This is a genomic window from Arthrobacter sp. EpRS71, from assembly GCF_001512285.1.
Taxonomy (GTDB): domain Bacteria; phylum Actinomycetota; class Actinomycetes; order Actinomycetales; family Micrococcaceae; genus Arthrobacter.
The window spans coordinates 409288-431797 of record NZ_LNUV01000001.1 but is presented as its reverse complement, the minus strand read 5'-3'; the positions used below and the strand labels follow the sequence as shown (position 1 = coordinate 431797).

Annotated in this window: 25 protein-coding genes, 7 tRNA genes and 1 riboswitch; of the genes, 16 read left to right on the top strand and 16 right to left on the bottom strand. The window is 62.4% G+C overall.

The window, feature by feature from the left end; genetic code table 11:
• Nucleotides 1-11: 11 nt before the first annotated feature.
• The 4 genes from AR689_RS01980 to AR689_RS01965 all read right to left on the bottom strand — a co-directional run bounded on the left by AR689_RS01980 (nucleotide 12) and on the right by AR689_RS01965 (nucleotide 3273).
• Entirely contained in the window at nucleotides 12-749 is a 738-nt protein-coding gene (locus AR689_RS01980) for an SDR family NAD(P)-dependent oxidoreductase (protein ID WP_062066016.1), read from the bottom strand.
• Nucleotides 749-2116, bottom strand: a complete 1368-nt coding sequence (locus AR689_RS01975; RefSeq protein WP_062066013.1) for a DUF6421 family protein — start codon at nucleotides 2114-2116, stop codon at nucleotides 749-751. The genes AR689_RS01980 and AR689_RS01975 overlap by 1 nt, the downstream gene beginning before the upstream one ends.
• Nucleotides 2117-2308: 192 nt before the next feature.
• Complete coding sequence (msrB, locus tag AR689_RS01970) at nucleotides 2309-2767, bottom strand: peptide-methionine (R)-S-oxide reductase MsrB (protein WP_062066011.1); 459 nt, start codon at nucleotides 2765-2767, stop codon at nucleotides 2309-2311.
• A 14-nt stretch (nucleotides 2768-2781) separates the two neighbouring features.
• Nucleotides 2782-3273, bottom strand: coding sequence for a hypothetical protein (locus AR689_RS01965; RefSeq protein WP_062066008.1), 492 nt, complete (start codon nucleotides 3271-3273; stop codon nucleotides 2782-2784).
• Nucleotides 3274-3408: 135 nt separating this feature from the next.
• Here AR689_RS01965 and AR689_RS01960 point away from each other — a divergent pair, with 135 nt between their 5' ends.
• Nucleotides 3409-4680: an alpha/beta hydrolase family protein gene (locus AR689_RS01960; protein WP_062066005.1), complete on the top strand. Its 1272-nt coding sequence runs from the start codon at nucleotides 3409-3411 to the stop codon at nucleotides 4678-4680.
• 43 nt (nucleotides 4681-4723) lie between these two features.
• Here AR689_RS01960 and ybaK read toward each other — a convergent pair whose 3' ends face one another.
• The 3 genes from ybaK to AR689_RS01945 all read right to left on the bottom strand — a co-directional run bounded on the left by ybaK (nucleotide 4724) and on the right by AR689_RS01945 (nucleotide 6753).
• Nucleotides 4724-5224, bottom strand: coding sequence for a Cys-tRNA(Pro) deacylase (gene ybaK / locus AR689_RS01955; RefSeq protein ID WP_062066003.1), 501 nt, complete (start codon nucleotides 5222-5224; stop codon nucleotides 4724-4726).
• A gap of 49 nt (nucleotides 5225-5273) precedes the next feature.
• Nucleotides 5274-5735, bottom strand: a complete 462-nt coding sequence (locus tag AR689_RS01950) for a SufE family protein (protein WP_197412782.1) — start codon at nucleotides 5733-5735, stop codon at nucleotides 5274-5276.
• A gap of 91 nt (nucleotides 5736-5826) precedes the next feature.
• On the bottom strand, nucleotides 5827-6753 hold the full coding sequence (locus tag AR689_RS01945; RefSeq protein WP_062066000.1) for a sulfurtransferase: 927 nt from the start codon (nucleotides 6751-6753) through the stop codon (nucleotides 5827-5829).
• 208 nt (nucleotides 6754-6961) lie between these two features.
• Here AR689_RS01945 and zapE point away from each other — a divergent pair, with 208 nt between their 5' ends.
• Nucleotides 6962-8002 (top strand): cell division protein ZapE, encoded by a 1041-nt coding sequence (gene zapE / locus AR689_RS01940; protein ID WP_062065995.1) that lies wholly within the window; start codon nucleotides 6962-6964, stop codon nucleotides 8000-8002.
• A 37-nt stretch (nucleotides 8003-8039) separates the two neighbouring features.
• Here the strand turns inward: zapE and AR689_RS01935 are convergent, their stop codons facing one another.
• The 9 genes from AR689_RS01935 to AR689_RS01895 form a co-directional block, all read right to left on the bottom strand.
• Nucleotides 8040-9257, bottom strand: coding sequence for a benzoate/H(+) symporter BenE family transporter (locus AR689_RS01935; protein ID WP_062065992.1), 1218 nt, complete (start codon nucleotides 9255-9257; stop codon nucleotides 8040-8042).
• A 112-nt stretch (nucleotides 9258-9369) separates the two neighbouring features.
• Nucleotides 9370-9603 carry an antitoxin gene (locus AR689_RS01930; protein ID WP_082697739.1) on the bottom strand — a complete coding sequence of 78 codons (234 nt, stop codon included), beginning with the start codon at nucleotides 9601-9603 and terminating at the stop codon, nucleotides 9370-9372.
• A gap of 95 nt (nucleotides 9604-9698) precedes the next feature.
• On the bottom strand, nucleotides 9699-11153 hold the full coding sequence (locus AR689_RS01925) for an amino acid permease (RefSeq protein WP_062065989.1): 1455 nt from the start codon (nucleotides 11151-11153) through the stop codon (nucleotides 9699-9701).
• Nucleotides 11154-11332: 179 nt separating this feature from the next.
• Nucleotides 11333-11408 (bottom strand) — tRNA-Gly (locus tag AR689_RS01920).
• 57 nt (nucleotides 11409-11465) lie between these two features.
• Nucleotides 11466-11540: transfer RNA gene (locus tag AR689_RS01915), tRNA-Val, on the bottom strand.
• 23 nt (nucleotides 11541-11563) lie between these two features.
• Nucleotides 11564-11636 (bottom strand) — tRNA-Gly (locus tag AR689_RS01910).
• A gap of 57 nt (nucleotides 11637-11693) precedes the next feature.
• Nucleotides 11694-11768: transfer RNA gene (locus tag AR689_RS01905), tRNA-Val, on the bottom strand.
• 39 nt (nucleotides 11769-11807) lie between these two features.
• Nucleotides 11808-11878 (bottom strand) — tRNA-Cys (locus AR689_RS01900).
• A 46-nt stretch (nucleotides 11879-11924) separates the two neighbouring features.
• Nucleotides 11925-11997, bottom strand: a tRNA-Gly gene (locus AR689_RS01895).
• Nucleotides 11998-12256: 259 nt separating this feature from the next.
• On the opposite strand from AR689_RS01895, the gene AR689_RS01890 reads away from it, so the two are divergent.
• The 14 genes from AR689_RS01890 to AR689_RS01825 all read left to right on the top strand — a co-directional run bounded on the left by AR689_RS01890 (nucleotide 12257) and on the right by AR689_RS01825 (nucleotide 22445).
• A tRNA-Val gene (locus AR689_RS01890) sits at nucleotides 12257-12331 on the top strand.
• Nucleotides 12332-12473: 142 nt separating this feature from the next.
• Nucleotides 12474-12662, top strand: a complete 189-nt coding sequence (locus AR689_RS01885) for a hypothetical protein (RefSeq protein ID WP_062065985.1) — start codon at nucleotides 12474-12476, stop codon at nucleotides 12660-12662.
• 12 nt (nucleotides 12663-12674) lie between these two features.
• Nucleotides 12675-13568, top strand: a complete 894-nt coding sequence (locus AR689_RS01880; protein ID WP_062065982.1) for a cytochrome — start codon at nucleotides 12675-12677, stop codon at nucleotides 13566-13568.
• A 50-nt stretch (nucleotides 13569-13618) separates the two neighbouring features.
• A complete protein-coding gene (gene def / locus AR689_RS01875; protein WP_062065978.1) occupies nucleotides 13619-14191 on the top strand; it encodes a peptide deformylase in 573 nt (190 codons plus the stop codon).
• Nucleotides 14188-15108, top strand: coding sequence for a methionyl-tRNA formyltransferase (gene fmt, locus AR689_RS01870; RefSeq protein WP_062065975.1), 921 nt, complete (start codon nucleotides 14188-14190; stop codon nucleotides 15106-15108). The genes def and fmt overlap by 4 nt, the downstream gene beginning before the upstream one ends.
• Nucleotides 15105-16673: an RsmB/NOP family class I SAM-dependent RNA methyltransferase gene (locus AR689_RS01865; RefSeq protein ID WP_062065972.1), complete on the top strand. Its 1569-nt coding sequence runs from the start codon at nucleotides 15105-15107 to the stop codon at nucleotides 16671-16673. Before fmt ends, AR689_RS01865 begins: the two co-directional genes overlap by 4 nt.
• A gap of 40 nt (nucleotides 16674-16713) precedes the next feature.
• Nucleotides 16714-17388, top strand: coding sequence for a ribulose-phosphate 3-epimerase (rpe, locus tag AR689_RS01860; RefSeq protein WP_062065968.1), 675 nt, complete (start codon nucleotides 16714-16716; stop codon nucleotides 17386-17388).
• A gap of 78 nt (nucleotides 17389-17466) precedes the next feature.
• Nucleotides 17467-17622: riboswitch (FMN riboswitch) on the top strand.
• 89 nt (nucleotides 17623-17711) lie between these two features.
• Nucleotides 17712-18416, top strand: coding sequence for a nicotinamide riboside transporter PnuC (pnuC, locus tag AR689_RS01855; RefSeq protein ID WP_062065965.1), 705 nt, complete (start codon nucleotides 17712-17714; stop codon nucleotides 18414-18416).
• A 41-nt stretch (nucleotides 18417-18457) separates the two neighbouring features.
• The gene (gene ribD / locus AR689_RS01850; RefSeq protein WP_197412790.1) at nucleotides 18458-19549 is read left to right on the top strand and encodes a bifunctional diaminohydroxyphosphoribosylaminopyrimidine deaminase/5-amino-6-(5-phosphoribosylamino)uracil reductase RibD; all 1092 of its coding nucleotides are present in this window, start codon (nucleotides 18458-18460) and stop codon (nucleotides 19547-19549) included.
• Complete coding sequence (locus tag AR689_RS01845) at nucleotides 19549-20175, top strand: riboflavin synthase (RefSeq protein WP_062065959.1); 627 nt, start codon at nucleotides 19549-19551, stop codon at nucleotides 20173-20175. Before ribD ends, AR689_RS01845 begins: the two co-directional genes overlap by 1 nt.
• The gene (gene ribB / locus AR689_RS01840) at nucleotides 20175-20870 is read left to right on the top strand and encodes a 3,4-dihydroxy-2-butanone-4-phosphate synthase (protein ID WP_082697737.1); all 696 of its coding nucleotides are present in this window, start codon (nucleotides 20175-20177) and stop codon (nucleotides 20868-20870) included. The genes AR689_RS01845 and ribB overlap by 1 nt, the downstream gene beginning before the upstream one ends.
• Nucleotides 20867-21586: a GTP cyclohydrolase II gene (gene ribA / locus AR689_RS01835; protein WP_062065956.1), complete on the top strand. Its 720-nt coding sequence runs from the start codon at nucleotides 20867-20869 to the stop codon at nucleotides 21584-21586. Before ribB ends, ribA begins: the two co-directional genes overlap by 4 nt.
• A gap of 2 nt (nucleotides 21587-21588) precedes the next feature.
• Nucleotides 21589-22074 (top strand): 6,7-dimethyl-8-ribityllumazine synthase, encoded by a 486-nt coding sequence (gene ribH / locus AR689_RS01830; RefSeq protein ID WP_014921429.1) that lies wholly within the window; start codon nucleotides 21589-21591, stop codon nucleotides 22072-22074.
• Nucleotides 22075-22181: 107 nt separating this feature from the next.
• Nucleotides 22182-22445 carry a phosphoribosyl-ATP diphosphatase gene (locus tag AR689_RS01825; protein ID WP_018778638.1) on the top strand — a complete coding sequence of 88 codons (264 nt, stop codon included), beginning with the start codon at nucleotides 22182-22184 and terminating at the stop codon, nucleotides 22443-22445.
• The last annotated feature ends 65 nt before the right edge of the window (nucleotides 22446-22510 follow it).

Here is a 22510-nt window from a genome sequence, read left to right as displayed (position 1 = left end):
CGGGCAGGATTCTAGGTGGCCAGCAGGATGCGTTGGCCGTTGAGGTCGGCGGCGGGTTGTTCAAAGAGTCCGACGACGGCAGTCGCCACATCGTCAACGTCAGTGAAGCCGGGGAATCGCCTTTCGGGATGGGCTTCCCGCATGGCGGAGTCGACGAGAGCTTTCACCACGAAAATCACCGCCGCGCTGTGCTGCTCCGTGGGGGCATCCGGGTTTCCGGCGTTGCCGGATTGCGCGCGGCTGAAGCCGTCGGCTACCGCCAAGGTCCAGGCTTCCGCGGCTGCCTTTGCTGCGGCGTAACTGGCGGCCGCGGCCGTGGGTGAAGCTGCCGTGGTTGATGAGACCATGGCGAACCTGCCGTGCGGAGATGCTTCAAGGTGGCTGTAGAAGACCCGGGAGACGTTACGGAGCGTGGTAACAGCGCTGCGTTCCATGGCCTCCCAATCCTCGTCCGTTTGGTCTTCAATGCCCTTCGCGCCCCGCCAGCCGCCCACCAGGTGGATCACGCCGTCGATGCGCTCAATGCCGAGGTCACTGACGGTGGCAGCAAGCTCCCGAACGGACTCCAGGCCGGTGAGATCGCAGACCAAAGGAGTTGCTGCGTGGCCGGCTTCGCTCGCAGCCGCCGTGATTCGGGCGTCATTCGAGCCCACTGTGAGCACCCTGTGACCGGCGGCCCCCAACGCGCGCGTCACGGCGATGCCGGAAGCGCTGCTTCCGCCGGTCACGAGGATAGTCAGTGTGGTCATCAGGCGGCAGTCGCGCCCGTGATGCCGGTGGTGGACTCAATGACGGGGCGCATTTTCTTCTCCAGTGCTTCGTAGAACATGGACAGGGGGAATTCGTCGTCCAGCACCTGGTCCGTGAGGCCGCGGGGCGGACCGTCCAAGGGTAGCGCCTCGGGGCCTTTGGCCCATACGGATGCCGGGTGGGGAGTTACCGTGCTGGAAATGAGCTCGTATGCGGCCAGCCAGTGGGCAGCCTTGGGGCGGTCGATCGAGCGCCAGTACAATTCTTCGATTTTGGCGCCGAGTTCCACCACAACCGCGGCAGCTTCGTCCCAATCGATGGAGAGCTTGCTGTCCGTCCAGTGCAGAACGTGGTGCTGGTGCATCCAGGCGAACAGCAGTTGGCCGCCCAGGCCGTCGTAGTTGCGCACGCGGTTGCCGGTGATGGCGAACCGGAAAATGCGGTCGAAAATCACCGCATACTGAACCAGCTTGGCATGCTTGCGGGCATCGGGATCGGCTTCTTCGTCCTTTTCAATGCGCACCGATTCGCGGAAAGCGGTCAGGTCACAGCGCAGCTCCTCCAGTGAGTAGAGGAAGAACGGCATGCGCTGCTTGATCATGAACGGATCAAAGGGAAGGTCTCCGCGCATGTGGGTGCGGTCGTGAATCAGGTCCCACATGACAAATGTGCGCTGGGTCAGCTCCTGGTCTTCGATCAGTTGCGCTGCGTCCTCGGGAAGTTCCAAGGAGGTGGTTGCGGCAGCTGCCTTGAGGACGCGGCGGAAACGGGCGGCTTCACGGTCGGCGAAGATGGCGCCCCAGGTGAAGGTGGGCGTCTCGCGGACTGCCACCGTCTCCGGAAAGAGCACGGCCGAGTTGGTGTCATAGCCGGGAGTGAAGTCCACAAAGCGGATGGGGACGAAGAGCTTGTTGGAGTATTCGTTTGCCTCCAGGCCGCCAATGAACTCAGGCCAGATAACCTCGATCAGGACTGCTTCCACCAACCTGCTGGTGCTGCCGTTCTGCGTGTACATGGGGAAAACCACAAGGTGCTGCAGACCGTCAACGCGCTGTTCCTGGGGCTGGAACGCCTGAAGGGAGTCCAGGAAGTCCGGTACTCCGAAGCCTTCCTCAACCCAGCGGCCGAAGTCTTCCACCAGGAGCTCCAGGTAGCGGGCATCGTGAGGGAAGTGCGGTGCCAGGGCCGTGATGGCGTCGGTCACCGTGGAAACCAGGGTTGCCGCCTCGGCGTGGACGTCAGCATCGGCAATGGAACCGTCCTGTTCCTGATGTGCCTGGAGGGCGGCGGCTGCAGCCTTCAAGGACATCCACTCAGCGTTGTCGGCAGTGACACGCTGGGCGATGGCGGTGGTGATAGTAGTCATGGAGCTCGGCCCTTTCGAAGGAGTGATTGCTTCTGGGCCGAGCGTAGCAAGCAAAAAGCATCGCTAATCTAAAATTGCCTCGAGCATAAGAAACTCTTGGCCATTGGGTGTGTGGAGACCGGTTGAGGTCCAGTCGCGGCATAGGAAACCTCTCGGACGGGCGGGGCCGAGCACCAGCCCGTCCGGGAAGGCCTAATTTTCTTCGGGCTTCACCAGACGCAGTGAAACAGAGTTGATGCAGAACCGCTGGTCCGTGGGCGTTCCATAGCCTTCACCCTCGAAAACGTGCCCCAAGTGGGAATCACAGTTCGCGCAGCGTACCTCCACGCGATCCATTCCCATGGTGCGGTCATGAAGATACCGGACGGTGCCCTCTGCAAGCGGCGCCCAGAACGACGGCCAGCCACAGTGGGAATCGAACTTCTCCCGGCTGGTAAACAACTGGCTGCCACAGGCGCGACACTGATAGACGCCTTCCGTGTGGGTGTCCCAGTACTCACCCGTGTAAGGCCGTTCGGTGCCTGCCTGCCGTAGCACCCGGTACTCCTCGGGCGTCAACTCCTCACGCCACTGAGCATCGCTCTTTTCCACGGGAACGGCAGCTCCCTCGGGCGCAGAAGTTGTCTTGCTGATGTTGTCAGGAGTGTTCATGTCTACTGCAACGCTTACGAGTCGCCGATAAATCCCGAGCCCGCGTACAGGTGCAGGACCGGAAGGCCCAACTGATCCTGCGCCTTATTGGCCCAGTCAGTATGGAACGTGTCCGCAATGGCATGGGGACGGGTAATGACCACCGCTTGGGCAGCATCCACGGCCCGGACCTTCGCCACCAAGCCGGCCACGGCACCGCCGTCGAAGACTTCCCCCGTCACGCCTCCACCCAAGCCGGCCAACGCCGCCAGCGATGCAGCCAGCGTCTGGGAGGCCTCCGCGCGCTCAGCCTCAGGGTCCGGGTGCTGAGCAGTGAGCTCCCGGAACGCCTTGGCAATATCAAGCAGCGACAGATTCTCCAGGAAATCCACCAGAAGGTGTCGTTCAGTGTTGGACGGAACCAGAACAACAAGGGGAGCATCACCGCCGTCGAGAAGCTTGGCGATGTTAACGCGGTCGTCGGGGCCGAGGGGCTCTTCAGTCAGGATGACGATGGGATCACTCATGGCTACAGCGTAGTCCCGGCCAAGGGCAGTCCGCAGACTTTTCGGGTCTGAAACGCGCGTCAGGATTCCCGGACGAGTACGCCGCGCGGCCCACGCCTGCACCAGCCAGTGCCCGGGAGCAGCAACAATGGAACCATGGCATCGACAACCCCGCCAGCGAGCGACGCTGCAGACAAGAAACTCTCCCTCCGCACCAAATGGGCCATCGCAGGCTTCCTGGCAGGCGGCACAATCGCCGGTTTGGTGGGGGCCGGGTCCTCGGCGCTCGCCGTGTATTTTGCCCGCCGTGTCATCACCCCTGCCGCCAGGCACGAGGACCAGGAAGTGCTTGCTGTCATCCGCGGGGACAAGGGACCTCAGGTGATCTTGGCTGCAACGCCGGACAGCACCATTGACGGCGTGTTCAGCCTGTTTTTCTCGGGCGGCAAAGGTCACGCCAGGATCGGCCGGATTGTGTCGTATTCGCCCGCTGAGCAGACGGTGCTGCGTGAAGTTGAGGAAGTGTACAGCGGCGACCTCTCAGAGGCCCGCCGCGCATGGTGGAGCGGGGCAACGTACCCGGATCCTGCTGCGATCGGCCTCGCTGCCGAGGACGTGGACATCATGGTGGACGGCGGAAACGCGCCTGCGTGGCTGATCCGTGCCGAAGCATCGGCTGCAGCGCCTGTCTGCGCCATCATGGTCCATGGCCGCGGCGCAACGCGCTTGGAAGGGCTGCGGGCAGTCCGCACCGCACGCGAGCTGGGGATGGACAGCCTGCTGATCTCCTACCGCAATGACGGTTTAGCCCCCTCCGCGCCCGACGGCCGGTACGGCCTGGGTTCCACGGAATGGCGCGACGTGGAGGCTGCGATCGAATTCGCAGTGGACCGCGGTGCCCAGGAGATAGTTCTGTTCGGCTGGTCCATGGGCGGGGCGATCAGCCTGCAAACAGCTGACCTGTCCAAACACCGCCACCTCATCCGGGCGTTGGTCCTGGACGCCCCGGTCATCAATTGGGTCAACGTGATGGCCCATCATGCCGAGATGAACAGGATTCCCTACAACGTGGGGCGCTACGGGCAGATGATGCTGACCCATCCGCTGGGGCGCAGGCTGACCGGACTGTCCGCGCCTGTGGACCTGAAGGCCATGGACTGGGAAGCCCGCGCCGTTGAATTGCGGACACCCACCTTGCTGATCCACAGCGTTGATGACGACTACGTGCCCTTCGGGCCGTCCGCCAGCCTCGCGGAAAAGAATCCTGACATGGTCACGTTTGAACCCTTCGACGGCGCCCGGCACACCAAAGAGTGGAACGTCGATCCGGAACGGTGGGAGCGCCTCGTCCGCGCCTGGTTGCAGAGACAGCTGGCTCCGCGGAACAACCCGGGGAAGGCGGCCAACACCCTGGCGGGGCCTGCATGAGCAGCCGGGTCCAGAGTCCGGCGCCACGTGGCTCAGGGCGGGCCTAATGCTTGTCAGTGGTGCCGATGGGAGCAGTGACGGCCTGAGTGAGCCGGATAAGGTCAGCCGGGGCCAGCTCAAGATCCAGGCCCCGGCGGCCGCCTGAGACGAGGATGGCGCTAAAACTCAGGGCGGACGCATCAAGCACAGTGGGGGAGCTCTGCCGCTGTCCCAAGGGGGATATGCCGCCCAGGACGTATCCCGTGCGCCGTTCCGCAGCCTTGGGGTCCGCCATGCCGGCTTTCTTGACTCCAAGAGCTGCAGCTACCGACTTCAGATCCAAATTCCCGGAAACCGGAACGATTGCCACCGCCAAGCGGCCTTCAGCCTCCACCATGAGGGTCTTGAAAACCCGTTCGGGCTCGATGCCCAGGACCTCCGCTGCTTCCAGTCCGTAACTGGATGTGCCTGGGTCGTGGGCGTAGGGGTGCAGCACAAAGGGAACGCCGGCCGCTGCAAGAACTGCAGTTGCCGGCGTTCCCTGTGAAGCCATCTTTTTGGCCATCGCTGTGGTGGTGCCCTTCAGTTGTCCAGCCGGTCAGATTCCGGAACGGTCAGCTTTCGAGCCTGCTGGCTGCTGCGACTTTCCGCTTGATCCGGCCAAGCATGGCCGTCATTCCCCGCATGCGCAGGGGAGTGATGGCCCGGGTCAGGCCCAGCAATTCCGGCATATCGTCCGGAACGGCAAGGATTTCCTCAGCCGTCAAACCATCCAAGCCCTCGTGCAACACCCCTGCGAAGCCCCGGGTTGTGGGTGCTTCCGGAGGGGCTTTGAAGAAGAGCCGGTAGGCGCGGGCGCCGCCGTCGGGATTTTTCTCTGACTCGATGGTCAGAAACAACGGTGACTGGCACTCCACAACCTGTTCCAGCAGCTCAGGGTGGTCCTTCAAGCGCTCCGGAAGCTCCGGAAGGCCTCTCGAGAATTCGAGAAGGAGCTGCAGGCGGTCAGGCTCCGTCAGTGCTTGGAAGTCATCGACGATTTCCGCCAGGGCGGTGGGCAAAGTGTTGGTACTCATCACTTCCAGCTTACGCACAACAGCGGCCAATGCAGCTTGTGTGCCGGAACACTACGGACTCCTTGTGCCTGCGGACTGGTTGCGGCTGACGCTAGTTGCGGACGAGGGAGGCAGGAACGGAACCGCGCTCAGCGCCCTTGACGATGGGAACCCGCACAGCGTTGCCCCACTCGGTCCATGAGCCGTCGTAGTTACGGACGGTGTCAAAGCCCAACAGGTACTTCAGTGCGAACCAAGTGTGGCTGGAACGTTCGCCGATGCGGCAGTATGCCACCACGTCAGCGCCGGGCTCCAAGCCGGCCTCGCCCAGGTACAGGGCCTCCAACTCTTCACGGCTCCGATATGTGCCGTCTTCAGCCGCGGCGCGAGCCCACGGGATGGACGCGGCCGTGGGAATGTGGCCGCCGCGCAGTGCGCCTTCTTCCGGGTAGGCCGGCATGTGCGTGCGCTGACCGGTGTATTCCTCAGGGGAACGGACATCAATCAGGGGGTTGCCCAGGTGGGCCAGGACGTCTTCCTTAAACGCGCGGATCGGGGCATCATTCCGCTCCACCTCGGGGTATTCACCCACGGCCGGCCGCGGGACATCGGTGGTCAGCTCGCGGCCTTCGGCGATCCACTTGTCGCGGCCACCATCGAGGAGGCGGACATCCTGGTGACCGAACAACGTAAAGACCCACAGTGCGTAGGCAGCCCACCAGTTGGACTTGTCGCCGTAGATGACCACGGTGCTGTCGCGGGAAATGCCTTTGGAGGCAGCGAGGGCCGCAAAGGCGGCGCCATCAACGTAGTCGCGGGTGACCTCGTCATTCAGGTCGGTGTGCCAGTCGATCTTGACGGCTCCCGGGATGTGGCCTGTTTCGTAAAGGAGAACGTCTTCGTCGGACTCCACAACCACAAGCTTGCCGCCGGCAATGGCGCCGTCGGCAATGGCTGCCGCGAGCCACTCAGTGGACACAAGGCGTTCAGGGTTTGCGTATGCTGCAAACTTTTCGTTCTGTTCAACTGGGTAGGACATGGTGATGGCCTTTCACTGACAACGGTCGGAGCCAGGCCGCAGGAGGTGGTGCAGGTGCCGGCCGGGCGTGCTCCAACACTAACCACGGGCGGCGGGGAATGCTTCCCTGCGGTCATACGGTGAAACATGGGCTTGGTCACGTGACCGTTTCCGAGTGTCAGATGCCGGTATTCTTGCTGGGGACCTAAAACCGAAGGAACGGACCACCGTGGTAAAGATCGAACAACTGGCTGCCCGCACACCGGCAGTCTCCGTGGAGGAACTCCTCAAAGGTTTCTACCCGTCTCCGCGATTCGGAGAGGTATCGTTCGACAGCTACCGGCCCGACCCCTCGCAGCCGAGCCAAGCCAACGCCGTGAAGCTGCTGTCGGCTTTCGCCGATGGAGTGGGCTCTGAGGACGGCGGCGGTCTTTTCAAGAAGTTGTTCGCCAAAAAGGCCCCGGCAACAAGGGCAGGCATCTACCTCGACGGTGGATTCGGTGTGGGTAAGACCCACCTCCTGGCATCTCTCTGGCACAGGTCGCCGGGGCCCAAGGCCTTCGGTACGTTCGTCGAATACACCAACCTTGTGGGTGCACTGTCCTTCCGCAAGACCGTGGAAGCGTTGAGCAGCTACAAGCTGGTGTGCATCGACGAATTCGAACTTGATGATCCGGGCGACACCGTGCTCATGTCCAGGCTCATGCGCGAACTGGCCGACGCCGGTGTGAAACTGGCAGCGACGTCCAATACCCTGCCCGGTTCCCTGGGTGAAGGGCGCTTCGCAGCTGTGGACTTCCAGCGCGAAATACAGGTTCTCGCCGATCAGTTCGACGTCGTCAGGATCGACGGCGAAGACTTCCGTCACAGGGGTTTGCCAGCGGCCCCCGCGCCGCTCAAGACCGAAGAGCTCAAGCACCGGATGCGCGCCGAGTTCGACGGAAAGACCGTGGCCGTTGATGATTTCCGCACTCTCGTCAACCATCTGGCCGCAGTCCACCCCAGCCGCTACCGGCAGCTCATTTCGGGCGTGGAAGCTGTGGTGTGGAGCGACGTGGAGACCATTACCGAGCAGGCTGTAGCGCTCCGCTTCGTGGTTCTAGCGGACAGGCTCTACGACAAAGATGTGCCGATCCTTGCCAGCGGTGTTCCGTTCGATCAGCTCTTCACCGAGGAGATGATGACTGGCGGCTACACGAAGAAGTACTACCGTGCAGTGTCCAGATTGACGGCTCTGGCACGTGAGGCCCAAAACCACGAGCCTGCCTGAAAGATGAGTCCCGCCTGATTCGCGCTGACCGCGCGATTCAGGCCTTCTGAACAGCGTCGCGGCTCTTCAGCATCCAGTGAACCAGGATGCCGCCTGCCAACGCCCAAAAAGCAGCGCCGACGCCGGCGACGCTCAAGCCTGACGCTGCCAGCAGGAAAGTAATGCAGGCTGGTATGCGTTCCTCCGCCACAGCCAGTGCCGAGGAGATGGATGACGCCAATGTTCCCAAGAGGGCGAGCCCGGCCACGGCCTCGAGGAGTCCGGGCGGGGCGGCAGCCACCACGGTGACAAGGGCAGTGGAGGCAGCGGCCAGCACCAGATAAGCGATGCCTGAGACGAATGCGGCGATCCACCGCCTGCCATGGTCCTTGCCGGCCTCCTCGCCAGCGGCCAGGGCTGCGCTGAGTGCGGCCAGGTTGATCGCATGGCCACCGAATGGTGCCCCCGCAATGGTTCCGGCGCCGGTCACCAGCATGGACGGCCGCCACGGGGTGGTGTAACCGAAGGACTTGAGGACGGCGACTCCGGGAATGTTCTGAGACGCCATGGTCACGATGAACAGGGGCAGCGCCAGGCCCACCGCAGCTTCCACGGTAAAGACGGGTGTGGTCCACTCCAGCCGTGGCAGAAGGCTGTCTCCCGGTATCTGAACACCGGTGGAAACACTGTGGATGCCGATGACTGCCAGGGCTACCAAAAGTGATGCCGGAACGGACCATCGTGGTGCGAACTTCATCAGGACAACCCAGCACAAGATCACCGGCGCGATGAACAAGGGAGCCGACCCCAAGGATTTGAAGGGTGCAAGGCATAAGGGGAGCAGTACTCCTGCGAGCATGGCTTGCGCCAGCGCAGTAGGGATCTTCGCCATGATCCTTCCCAGGACGGGCAACAGGCCGGTGAGGAGAATCAGCACCCCGACGATCAGGAACGCGCCCACAGCGGCCGTCCAGCCGCCGTCGACCATTCCGGCGGAGGCGAGCAGCGCCGCACCGGGCGTGGACCATGCGAGCGTTACGGGCATCCGGGACCGCCACGACAACCAGAGGATGCCCAGTCCAAAAGTGAGGGTGAGCGCCAGCAGGCCACTGGATGCCTGCCCTTGGTGTGCGCCCACAGCTTTCAGGCCCGCAAGGACCACAGCGAACGAGGACGTGAAACCAACCAGCGCGGTGACGATGCCCGCCGTGATGGGCGGGGCCAGCTTCTCCTTGGGGGCGCGGCTTTGGACGGCAGGAGTGGAAGCTGAAGGCATAAGGTCAAAAGTACCTGAACGCCAAGGTTCTGATTAAACGCCAAGGGCACCGGTGTCGCCTCGCGGCGGGACCGGTGCCCCCTTGACGTATCTGGTGCGGCGGCTCAGGCAGCTATGGCTGCTTCGGCTCATCCGTGACGGGAGCCGTTCCAGGCTTTCCGTCGTTCTTGGCCACGAAATCGGAAGCGGCATTCTGGACTTTGTCGACGTGGCCGGCGTACTTGCCGCCGGTCTTCTGATCCACAAAATCCCCGGCCTTGTCGATGCCATTCTTGATGGCTTCTTCGTTGCCTTGAATGAGACCCTGAGCCTTGCCCTTCAGGTCGTCAATTAAACCCACGGGCACCTCCCTTCCATCGCGGAGCCAGATCGCTCCTCCGCGTCCGACCCTAACACCAGTTTTCCGAGGTGCCAAGGGTTCAGTGGACGCCTGTGGGCAAACTACGCCAACGGCTTACTTTCCACCTGGTGGCGTGGGCTGTTGGGGTTCATGAGGGAGTGCCGGCGACCGTAGGCAAAGTAGATAATCAGGCCGATGACCAGCCATGCGCCGAACCGGACCCAGGTTTCCCAGTGAAGCTGGAACATGAGGAACGCCGATGCCAGGACGCCGAAGGCGGGCACCACCGGCATGAAGGGCAGGCGGAACGTGCGCGGCGCGTTGGGCTTGGTGTAACGGAAAACGATCACGGAAATGCAGACCACCACAAAGGCAGCCAGGATGCCGATGTTCGTGAGGTCGGCAACTTCCTTGATGGGGAAGACGCCGGCAAGGAACGCCGAGGCAACACCGGCGATCCATGTGACGCGCTGCGGAGTGCCATGCTTGTCAGTCTTGGCAAACCAGCCCGGCAGCAGGCCGTCACGGCTCATGGAGAACCACACGCGGGTGACGCCGAGCAGGAAGGTCAGCATCACGGTGAGGATGGACAGGACCGCGAAGACCGAAATGATGGTGGCGATGACAGGCAATCCGACGCCGGTGAACGCTGAAGCGAAACCTGCGGTGGGATCGATGTCCTTGTAGTTCTGCATGCCGGTGAGCACGAGTGTTGCGGCGACGTACAGCAGCATGGCCACAATCAGCGACAGGATGATGGCCTTGGGCATGTGCTTCTTGCCGTCCTTGGCCTCTTCCGCCGCGGTGCTCATGGCGTCGTATCCGAAGACCGCGAAGAAGACAGTTGCTGCCCCGGCCAGGACCGGTCCGAAGCCGCTGGGCATGAACGGGTTGTAGTTCTCGGTGTTGATGTAGAAAATGCCCAGGCCGATGATGAACAGGATCAGGATGACCTTGATGGCAACGGCCACCAGTTCAAAGCGGCCAAACGCCTTGGTGCCGCGGCTGAGGATCCAGGTCACCAGGAGGCAGACGAGGATGGCGGGGAGGTTGATGATGCCGCCCTTGCCCTCATCTGCCGTTGACGTCATCCAGGTAGGCATATGGATTCCGATTCCGGAAAGGAACGCATCAAAATAGCCGGAGATGCCGATTGCCACCACTGCCACAATGGCGATGTATTCCAGCAAGAGGTCCCAGCCGATGAACCAGCCGATGATTTCTCCCAAGGCCACGTAGCCGTAGGTATAGGCGGATCCGGCACGGGGAATCATGCCTGCAAACTCGGCGTAGGACAACGCCGCTGCGGCCGAAGCGAGGCCGGCGATCAGGAATGAGAAGAGAACAGCGGGACCCACGCCCGGGCTGCTGTCGCTGCCGTGGGCTACCAGTCCGGCCAGCGAAAAGATGCCGACGCCGATAATTCCGCCCACACCAATCGCTGTGAGTTGCCAGAGGCCAAGACTCTTAAAAAGCCCGCTGTGTTTGTTTTCTTCCTCGATATCGTCGATTGGCTTGCGCCTCAGGACAGACTGGGAAGCAATCTGTTGGTTCATGGGGGTACTCCTGCCGGTTGGCGTGGAACGGTGATGAGCTCGCAGTACATTATGCGAGCCGAATCACATGAGATAAAGCGACTTCTTCCGAGGGGTACCGGTTACTTCCCATAATGAATTGAGAATTCGCCGAATCCGGGCATAAAAAAAGCAGCTCCGGAGAGCTGCTTTTTTTATTCTGGAGCGGACGACGAGATTCGAACTCGCGACATCCACCTTGGCAAGGTGGTGCTCTACCAGCTGAGCTACGTCCGCACATGTTGTCTGCCGGGCACATGCCTGGCTTACAACTACAAACAAGTTGCCTTGTTGTGGTGGGCGATACTGGGATCGAACCAGTGACCTCTTCCGTGTCAGGGAAGCGCGCTACCGCTGCGCCAATCGCCCGTTACCGGGTCCTTCAATAGGAGAGCGGACGACGAGATTCGAACTCGCGACATCCACCTTGGCAAGGTGGTGCTCTACCAGCTGAGCTACGTCCGCACATGTTGTCTGCCCGGCAGATGCCTGGCCTTCAACAACAAACAAGTTGCCTTGTTCTGGTGGGCGATACTGGGATCGAACCAGTGACCTCTTCCGTGTCAGGGAAGCGCGCTACCGCTGCGCCAATCGCCCATGCATCCAGCCAAATGCTGGAAGACATGGTTTTCACCGAGGTGGGTACGGGATTCGAACCCGTGTATACGGCTTTGCAGGCCGCTGCCTCGCCTCTCGGCCAACCCACCGTGTAAGCAGGATTCCGAGGAATTCTTGCCTTGACAGTGCCTTGCGAGCGGACGACGAGATTCGAACTCGCGACATCCACCTTGGCAAGGTGGTGCTCTACCAGCTGAGCTACGTCCGCAGTGTCGTTTCGGCGGGCAGCCTCTCAGGCATTCCGTCGCTTTCCGACGAGTAAAAACTCTATAGGAGGTTGCTGCAAACTCCAAATCGGTAGCCTGCTTTCGATGATGCAGGTGGCTGGATCCTTGTATTTACGCGGTTCCGGCGAAGTTTCATCGCTGTAATTCCACCGTTGTAGTTCGCTCGGACTTCGGCGCCGGGCAGGACGCCGTGATCCGTTTTGCATTCCGGCAATGGTCCGTTAGTGTTTTCTATGCACCGGGCGATTGGCGCAGTGGTAGCGCGCTTCGTTCACACCGAAGAGGTCACTGGTTCGAACCCAGTATCGCCCACCACCGGTTTGACATGAATGAACCCCGTTTGGACTGATCGGCTCGAGTAATCGGCCCGGTTCAAGCGGGGTTTTTCTTTTGCCCTCCAACTGTGCCGAAGTCCTGCGGTGATCTTCCTCATGACGCGTTTGGCGTCACGAACAACATGGTCGCGGCACCCATCAGCATGCACGAACACGACGAATCGGATGAGCCTTCGGCTGACGCGAGCCCCGCTTTGCCTTTTGGGGAGCTGGCCCTGACCTCACCCATCCTCGCAGGCAAGCTCGCCAGGCTTTCCCCGGAGCAGCTCGCGCTGATCTTTCCGCGGATGAATTCTGTCGGTCCTCTGTGACACAGTCTTTGTATGACTGCTCCACTGCTTGCCCACGCTACTGACTACGGCCGGATGTACGCCCGTTCCACAACTGAGCATTTTTCCGTGCCGTCCATCACCACGGTGATCGGACAACAGGCGCATGCCTTGGATGGGTGGTTCAGTTACATGGGAGCAAGCAGCCTGGCTGCAGATCCTGAGCTTGCTTCCATTCTTGGGAGTCCGGCCAAAATCCGTCAGGCAATCAACAAAGCCTCCAAGGCCGCCGAGGTTTACCGGGATGCGGCTGCAGCACGCGGGGATCGCGTTCATACATACTGCGAACAGGTTGCTTTGCGGGCCATGGGGCGGCCGCACCGTTTGGAGGAGTGCAGGGAGGACCTAGCAGCCCACGGCGAGCAGGCATTTGCTGCCCGCTTTGATGAGTGGTGGGAGCTCTACCGGGTGGAGCCCCTTGCGCCGGAGATCACTGTTTGGAACAAGACAGTGGGGTACGCCGGAACGTTGGACCTTGTGGCACGGATCAACGGCCGCATCTGCCTGATTGACTATAAAACCAAAGGCACCACCCGGGACGGGACGGTGAAAGCACTGGATGACAAAGTGGTCATGCAGCTCGCGGCGGGGATGAAGGCCGAAGAAAGCCTCGTGGATCCGGTCGCAGGTGAGTGGGAGCCGTGGAAATACGGTGATAGCCCGATGCTGCTTGCAGTAGCCATCGGCGAGACCGAAGTCAGGCCGCAGCGGGCCAACCCGGAGATACTCAAACACCATTGGTGGAAGTTCTGCGCTCTTCGGAGGGTGTGGGAAATGTCTGCGGACGTTGTGGCGGCCGGGCAGCCGTTGCTGCCTGTTGCTCCGCCGGTCTTCGCATCAGCCGGCGCAGCACCTGCGGGAGCCATGACCTCAACTAAACTGGCTTAGGCTCCGCAACACCCGGAACCTGGTTTGACGATCGTGAGGACTGACAGCACATGGCAATTTTGAGTATCCGAATCATCGGGGACCCGGTGCTGCGCACCGTAGCTGACCCCGTTACCGATTTCGGACCGGAGCTCGCCAAGCTGGTAGCTGACATGACGGAAACCATGGAAGACGTTGATGGAGCCGGCCTCGCTGCCCCGCAGGTGGGCGTCAGCCAGCGGGTGTTTACCTACCGGATCGGGGGAGTGGAAGGCCACATCATCAACCCGGTCCTGGAGAACAGTGAAGATTTCCAGCCGGACGAAGTAGAGGGCTGCCTGTCCATCCCCGGTTTGGGCTTCCCGGTGCGCCGCTTCAAAGCCACCAAGGTTACCGGCGTGGACCTGAACGGAGATCCGGTGTCGGTGGAGGCAGAGGGCATGCTGGCCCGCTGTTTCCAGCACGAGACAGATCACCTTGACGGGGTCCTCTACACGGACAGGTTGGAAGGCGATGACCGTAAGGCCGCCCTCCGGGCCATCCGGAACGCCAATTACCACGCTATTACGGAGCAGACCACCTCCCAGCGCGCTCATTCCGTGGGATCCAGCTTCGGGGGCGGCAGCTTCGGAGTTCCCGAGTGAGGGTCCTTTTCGCAGGAACCCCTGCTGTGGCTGTGCCGTCGTTGAATGCTCTGGTTAGAGCGGGCTTCGAGATCGTTGCTGTCCTCACCCGGCCGGATGCGCCGGTGGGTCGCAAACGCGTCCTGACTCCTTCTCCGGTGGCTGCACGAGCCATGGAGCTCGGCATCGAGGTCATTCGCGCAGCAAAGGTTGATGCCGGGACCACAGCCAAAATCGCGGAATTCGCACCCGACGTCGCCGCAATCGTTGCTTATGGTGGCATCGTTCCCAAGGCTGCCTTGGATGTCCCAAAGCACGGCTGGGTCAACCTGCACTTTTCGCTCCTCCCCGCATGGCGCGGTGCTGCGCCCGTTCAGCGATCCCTCATCGCGGGCGACGACGTCACCGGGGCTGCTACTTTCCAGCTCGAAGAAGGCTTGGATACCGGTCCCGTTTTCGGGACACTTACTGAGACAGTTCGCCCCGGGGACACCGCAGGTGATCTCTTGGAGCGGCTGTCCATCAGCGGTGCTGTACTGCTGAGCCAGACGCTGTCGGCAATCGACGCCGGCCAGGCTGCTCCTCAGCCGCAGGAGGGGGAGATCTCCCTTGCCCCCAAGCTGACCCTCGATGACGCACGCCTGGACTGGCAGCAGCCTGCCCTTGCCTTGAACCGCCGTGCGCGCGGTGTTACCCCTGAACCCGGAGCCTGGACCACCTTGGAGGGCCAGCGGATCAAACTGGAGCCAGTAGCGCTCCGGCCCGACGTCAAGGATGTTCACCCTGGACACCTCCGGGTGGATGGCAAATCAGTCCTGGTGGGCACAGGATCCCATGCAGTGGAGCTTGGCCGGATCCAACCGGCCGGTAAGAAAATGATGTCGTCTGCCGATTGGGCGCGCGGCTTGGCAACACCCGAGAGAGTGGTATTCGAATGAGCGAGTCCGGCCGGCGAGGCCCCAACAACAGCGGGAGCCGGGACGGCGGCGGGGCAGGAAACCGAGGCTCACAGGGCAATCGCGGTGCCGGCGGCGACAGCAAACGCAACGCCCAAGGCCGGGAGCGAAACAGAGGACCGCAGAGGGGCTTCACCACTAACGCTCCGTCGCAGCGTACGCGCCGCGCTGATCCTGCCCGACTCGTGGCTTTCGAAGTGCTCCGCGCCGTTGCTTCGGAAGATGCTTACGCAAACCTTGTGCTGCCGGCACGTATCCGGGAGCACCGCCTGGACCGTCGGGATGCCGGCTTTGCCACTGAGTTGAGCTACGGGGCCTTGCGTGGCCAAGGTACCTACGATGCCATCCTGGCCCGTTGCGTGGACCGTCCCTTGGAACAACTGGATCCTGCCATCCTGGATGCCTTGCGGATTGGCGCGCACCAGTTGCTTTCCATGCGCGTTCCCGCACATGCGGCGCTGGACCAGACTGTCGGCTTGGCGCGCGCGGTCATCGGAGCCGGCCCCTCCGCCCTCATCAACGCAGTACTTCGCAAGGTGACGGCCCACAGCATGGGGGAGTGGCTGGAGATTCTGCTGGATGGCGAATCCGACGAGACCAAGATCGCTGCCCTGCGCCACGCCCACCCGGAATGGATTGTCCGGGCACTTCGTCAATCCTTGGTGAACCATGGGCGCCCCAAAACCGAGATTGACGCCCTCTTGGAGGCCGATAACGCGGCCCCGGTGGTCAACCTCGTGGCGTTGCCTGATCTGGGAAACCTGGATGAGGCATTCGAGAATGGGGCCACAGCCGGTGAGTTGGTAGAGGATTCAGCTCTGTCTGCCGGCGGGGACCTCGGACGTTTTGAATCGGTCCGGCGCGGTACCACACGCGTCCAGGACGTGGGATCCCAACTGGTGGCCCGTGCTTTGGCCGGAGTCGAGCTGGGCGGCTCTCCTGCGCAGGGCGAGCGATGGTTGGATTTGTGCGCTGGCCCAGGTGGCAAGGCCGCGCTCCTGGCTGCCTTGGCCTACCGCGACGGCGCCACACTCCTGGCCAACGAGCCGGCACCGCACCGGGCGAAACTTGTCCAGCAAGCACTGTCCGCTGTGCCGGACGAAGCTTGGACTGTGCGGACCGGCGATGGCCGCGAAGTGGGTGCAGAGCAGCCTGAGACTTTTGACCGCGTGCTGGTGGACGTACCGTGCAGTGGCCTTGGTGCCTTGCGGAGGCGACCGGAATCACGGTGGCGCCGCTCACCCAAGGACATCGGGGACCTGGGCCCCTTGCAGCGTGACTTGTTGAAGTCCGCGCTTGATGCCGTCAAGCCCGGCGGCGTGGTGGCCTACGTGACGTGTTCGCCGCATCCGGCCGAAACCACAGCCGTTGTCACTGACGTGCTGGCCAAACGTGCGGACCTTGAACTGCTCGATGCCGGGCAGGCGCTGGACAACGTCAGCCTGACCGACACTCTTGACGCCGGTCACGAGCTCACGGCCCAGTTGTGGCCGCACGTTCACCAAACGGATGCCATGTTCATGGCAATCATCCGCAAGAAGCCGTAGCCGCAAGGGCCACAACAACCACCGACCCGAAGGGGCTGCTTTGTCTCAGTGCTGTATCAACCCGAGCATTCTGTCAGCGGATTTCGTCAACCTTGAGGCGGAACTGCAGCGGATCAGCAATGCGGATGCCGTCCACGTGGACGTCATGGACAACCATTTTGTCCCTAACCTGACGCTGGGCCTGCCAGTGGTGCAAAGGATTCAAGCAGTCAGCCCGGTTCCGCTGGACGCGCATTTGATGATTTCCGACGCCGACCGCTGGGCACCTGCCTACGCGGACGCCGGCGTCGCTTCGGTGACGTTCCACGCCGAAGCTGCCATGGCGCCGGTGAAGCTGGCGCGCGAACTGCGCGCCAGGGGCTCCAAAGCCGGTATGGCCCTGCGTCCGGCCACGCCCGTTGAGCCTTACCTGGACATGCTCAGCGAACTGGACATGCTCTTGATCATGACGGTGGAGCCCGGATTCGGGGGACAGTCATTCTTGGACATCACCTTGCCCAAGATCCGGCGTGCGCGGGCAGCTATCGAGGGCTCGGGCATTGGCGTCGCCATCCAGGTGGACGGTGGCATCACTGAGGAAACCATCGTGCGGGCGGCTGAAGCCGGAGCGAACGTCTTCGTGGCGGGCTCGGCAGTTTACGGGCATCAGGATCCCGCAGCGGCGATCGATCGGCTCCGTGCAGCGGGTCAGGCCGCTGCTCGCACAAACTCCTGAACGCCGTCACCACATGTTACGAAAATGGCCCGGGAATAGCCGGGCCATCTTTGTAGTTGTGGCAGAATAACAACACACATACGTGCTCCGGGGTCGGTGTAAGTCCGAACCGGCGGTTATAGTCCGCGACCCGCGAGCCACTGGCTTCCAAGAAATTGGATGTTCGGTGGCAGACGGTTGAACTGGTGAAATTCCGGTACCGACAGTTAAAGTCTGGATGGGAGAAGCACGTACAGTCATGCCTTGGGCGACGCTTTTGCGACGCCCGGCATTGCGCTGTCGTACACCCCCGGAGTCATCGCGGCTTACTGGGAAGGAACGGCATGGACTTACTGCGATGGCTCTTCGAAGCACAGATCCCCGTTGGAGGATCTGCTCTTGTCTTACGCGAAGTGCTTGGAAACATCTTTGGGCTACTCAGCGCCCTCGGCGGTATGCGCCGTAAAGTCTGGGCATGGCCAGTCGGCATTGTCGGTAACATCCTCCTGCTCACGGTATTCCTGGGCAACGTCTTTGGCGCAGCAGCGCCGGCCACGCTGTGGGGACAGGCCGCGCGCCAGATCATGTTCATCGCTGTGGCCGTCTATGGCTGGTACCGCTGGCAGCAGGGCCGGCAATCGAGCGCCCAAGGGCGGGCAATCGTCCCAGGCTGGGCCAGCACCAAGGTCCGGATAGCGCTGATTGGCGCCATGGTGGCCGGCACAGCGGCCTTGACGCCCCTGTTCGACTCGCTGGGTTCCTACCCGCCCGTCTGGGCCGACGCCTGGACCTTTATGGGATCGCTGCTGGCAACATATGGCATGGCACGTGGGTGGACCGAATTCTGGCTGATCTGGGTGGCCGTTGACATTGTGGGCGTGCCGCTGCTGTTCAGTGCGGGCTACTACGCCAGCGCAGTGATGTACTTGTTCTACGGCTTCTTCACCCTGACCGGGTTCTTTGTGTGGTGGCGGGCCGAAAAGCGCGAACGCACCGGCCCCGATGCCGGGCCGCCAGTGGCAACCGTCTCCGCGGGAGCTGTCCAGTGAGCTTCACCAACTCGCCCTACACCGCAGCGGAAACTACGGCCATGGAGGCCGCCCTGAAGGCTGCCCTTGCCGGTCCCCGGGGAGCCAACCCGTTGGTAGGGGCGGTCATCCTCAGTCCGCAGGGCGAGCAGCTGGCCACCGGTTATCACCGAGGCGCGGGAACGGCCCATGCTGAAGCCGATGCTATTTCCGAAGCCCGGAAGAAGGGCATCGACACCGCCGGGACCACCATGGTTGTCACTCTGGAGCCCTGCAACCACGTGGGTCGAACCGGGCCCTGCGCCCAAGCCATCATTGACGCGGGAATCGCGAGGGTGATTTACGCCGTCGACGATCCCCATGACCCCGCCGCGGGCGGTGCGCGGACTCTCACCGCCGCCGGTGTTGAGGTCAGCTCCGGGCTGGAACGCGGGAAGGCGCTGGACCTGAACCGTGACTGGTTCGACGCCGTTGCAGCAAAGCGTCCCTTCGTTACCTTGCATATCGCCCAGACCCTGGACAGCAGAATTGCTGCTGTGGACGGCACGAGCCAGTGGATCTCCTGTCCGGAGTCACTTGCCGACAATCACGGACTGCGGGGACTCATCGACGCAATCCTCGTGGGCACCGGCACAGTGCTGATCGACAACCCGCGCCTGACGGCCCGGGCACCCGACGGCGGGCTTGCCGCCCACCAGCCCCTCCGCGTGGTCATGGGCCTTCGGGAAGTCCCCGCGGATGCTGCAGTCCGCGGAACGGACGGGCGTTTCGTCCACCTGCCAACCCGCGATCCTGCGGAAGCCTTGGACTCCCTGTTCGAACAGGGAGTCCGGCACCTCATGGTGGAAGGCGGCTCCTCGATTCTGAGTACGTTCCTTGCAGCGGACCTGGTGGACGAACTGATCGTCTATCTGGCACCCACATTGCTTGGATCCGGAACTCCGGCCCTCAACGACCTCGGTATCACCACGCTGGCAGAGGCCCAGCGCTGGTCTTGGGACGACGCCGGTGGCGGCGCTGTCCGGGTTCTCGGTAACGACCTTCGGCTGCACCTGCGTTCCCCGCGGCGTGCCGCCAGCACCATCACGAATTCGGTTTCGCAGAATGTGGTTTCTCACAGTGAAGCTGCGGACCATCTCACAGGAGGAAACTGATGTTTACGGGAATCATTGCTGAGCAAGGCACTGTGCTGGGCATTGAACATGACGGCGATACCAGCGCAACACTGCGTCTCAAAGCCCCCACCACGGCGGAAGGATTGCCTCTGGGTGGTTCCATCGCCGTCAACGGGGTGTGCCTCACAGCCACTGAGATCGACGGCCAGGACTTCAGCGTGGATGTCATGGGCGAAACCTTGGTCCGGACCACCATCGGTGGGCTGGCGGCGGGCGACGCTGTCAACCTGGAACGCTGCGTACCCGCCGGCGGACGGCTGGACGGGCATGTCGTCCAGGGCCATGTGGACGGTGTTGGTGAGTTGCTGGAACGTGAGCCGCTGGGAAACTGGGACCGGCTCCGGTTCGGTGTGCCAGTCACGTTGGCGCGCTACATCGCCGAGAAGGGTTCGATCGCCGTCGACGGTGTCTCACTGACCGTGACCGCTGTCAGTCCTGCCGCCGAAGCGGCACCGTGGTTTGAAGTGGGGCTGATTCCCACCACGCTGGAAGAAACAGGCCTGGGTGCCAAAGCGGTGGGAGGCCGGGTGAACATCGAAGTTGATGTGCTGGCCAAGTACACCGAACGCCTTCTGTCCTTCGCGCCCCGGCAGGGGGGCAACTGATGAGCGCTCCTGCCAAGACAACTCCGGCCGGCGCGGGACGAACCGGGCTCGATCCTGTTGAATCGGCCATCGCTGCCATGGCCGCAGGCCAAGCCGTGATCGTGGTGGACAACGAGGATCGTGAGAACGAAGGCGACATCATCTTCGCTGCCGAACACGCAACGCCGGCGCTGATGGGATGGACCATCCGCTATTCATCCGGCGTCATCTGCGTTCCCTTGGAGGGAGAGCGGGCGGACGCCCTCATTCTGCCGCCCATGGTGGAGATCAACGAGGACGCCAAAGGCACCGCCTACACTGTTTCCTGCGATGCAGCGATCGGTGTCAGCACCGGAATCTCGGCCACTGACCGTGCATTGACGGCCCGGATCCTCGCGGATCCAAGCAGCACTCCGGCCTCGATCACCCGCCCCGGGCATATTTTCCCGTTGCGGGCGGTTAAGGGGGGAGTGCGTGAACGCCCAGGTCACACGGAGGCTGCCGTGGACCTGTGTCGTCTCGCCGGGCTGGCTCCGGTGGGTGTGATCGCAGAGTTGGTACATGATGACGGTGAAATGATGCGGCTGGACAGCCTGCGCGACTTCGCCGCTGACCATGGATGCCCCCTCATCTCCATCGAGGACCTGGTGTCATATGTTGAGGCGGTAGAGTCCCGGGCGGCACATGTTTCACAGGAGGACGAGGAGAAGCGATGACCGCATCGACCACACGCAGCAGTGACCACACTGGCCCCGGACCGCACCCAGTCAGCGGTGGACCGATCGTGCAACTGCCTACGGCTTTTGGGGATTTCGTGGCACAGGCGTGGACGGACCTTGAGACCGGCCATGAGCACCTTGCCGTGAGTTCACCCAACCCGCCCAAGGACGGCCGCGCGCCGCTGGTACGGCTGCATTCGGAATGCCTGACCGGTGACGTGTTCGGTTCTTACCGCTGTGACTGCGGAGAGCAGTTGGCCTTTGCCTTGGAGCTCATCCACGCAGAGGGCGGGACACTGCTCTACCTGCGCGGCCAAGAGGGCAGGGGCATCGGGCTGGCCAACAAAATCAAGGCGTACGCGCTGCAGGAAGCCGGCTTTGACACCGTGGAGGCCAACGAGCAGCTCGGTTTGCCAGTTGACGCGCGTTCCTACACGGCGGCAGGCCAGATTCTGGCGGAAATGGGACTCCACGAGGTCCGGTTGCTGAGCAACAACCCCGACAAGCAAAACCGCCTTGCCCAAGCCGGAGTCACGGTTGTGGAGATGGTGCCCACCGAGGTGCCTTCCCGCGAACAAAACCTCCGCTATCTGCAGACCAAGAAAGACCGGATGGACCACAGGCTTGCCCTCGACGTCGAGCCCGTCACCAACGGCAAGACGTCGGCACCCCACCCCTTTGACAACAACCAAGACCGAACGGATTCCCAGTAAACATGAGCGGACACGGCGCGCCCACTATTGACCTCACCACCCTTAACCCGGAAGAAACTTCCCAACTGAAGCTCGCCATTGTGGCCGCGAGCTGGCACACACAGATCATGGACGGACTGGTTGACGGTGCCCTTCGCGCAGCCAAGGAAGCCGGCATCGCCGAACCAACGCTGCTCCGGGTTCCGGGAAGCTTTGAGCTTCCGGTTGCCGCGGCCAGGCTCGCGCCGCACTTCGACGCCGTCGTAGCCCTCGGTGTGGTTATCCGCGGCGGAACGCCGCACTTCGACTACGTCTGCCAGGCCGCGACGTCGGGACTCACCGACGTCAGCGTTCGCACAGGAGTGCCGGTTGGTTTCGGCGTCCTCACCTGCGACACCGAACAGCAGGGCATCGACCGGGCGGGCCTTCCGGGCTCCAAGGAAGACAAGGGCCACGAAGCAGTAACCGCTGCCCTCGCCACGGCTGTGACACTGAAGCAGTTCAGCTAGAAGCGCTTGCTGTTGTGGGGGATGTGAGTGTGTCTTCACTCACATCCCCTTCGTCATGCAACGCCCCAACAAGCGGTGGTTGCCCCGGAGCAAGTAGTCTGGAGGGCGTGAAGAATTTCGAGACGCTGTTCGCAGAACTGAGTGAGAAAGCAGCGACCCGCCCGGCAGGTTCGCGCACGGTTGCCGAACTGGACTCCGGAATCCATGGCATTGGCAAGAAGGTGGTCGAAGAGGCCGCCGAAGTCTGGATGGCCGCAGAGTACGAATCGGACGAAGCCGCCGCTGAGGAGATTTCCCAGTTGCTGTACCACCTGCAGGTCCTCATGCTCGCCAAGGGCCTCAGCCTGGAAGACGTTTACAAGCATCTATAGCCACGCCACTCCGCTTGCCTGTTGCGGAGCCCCCTGCGTGGCCAAGGTGCCTGAAAACCTCCATT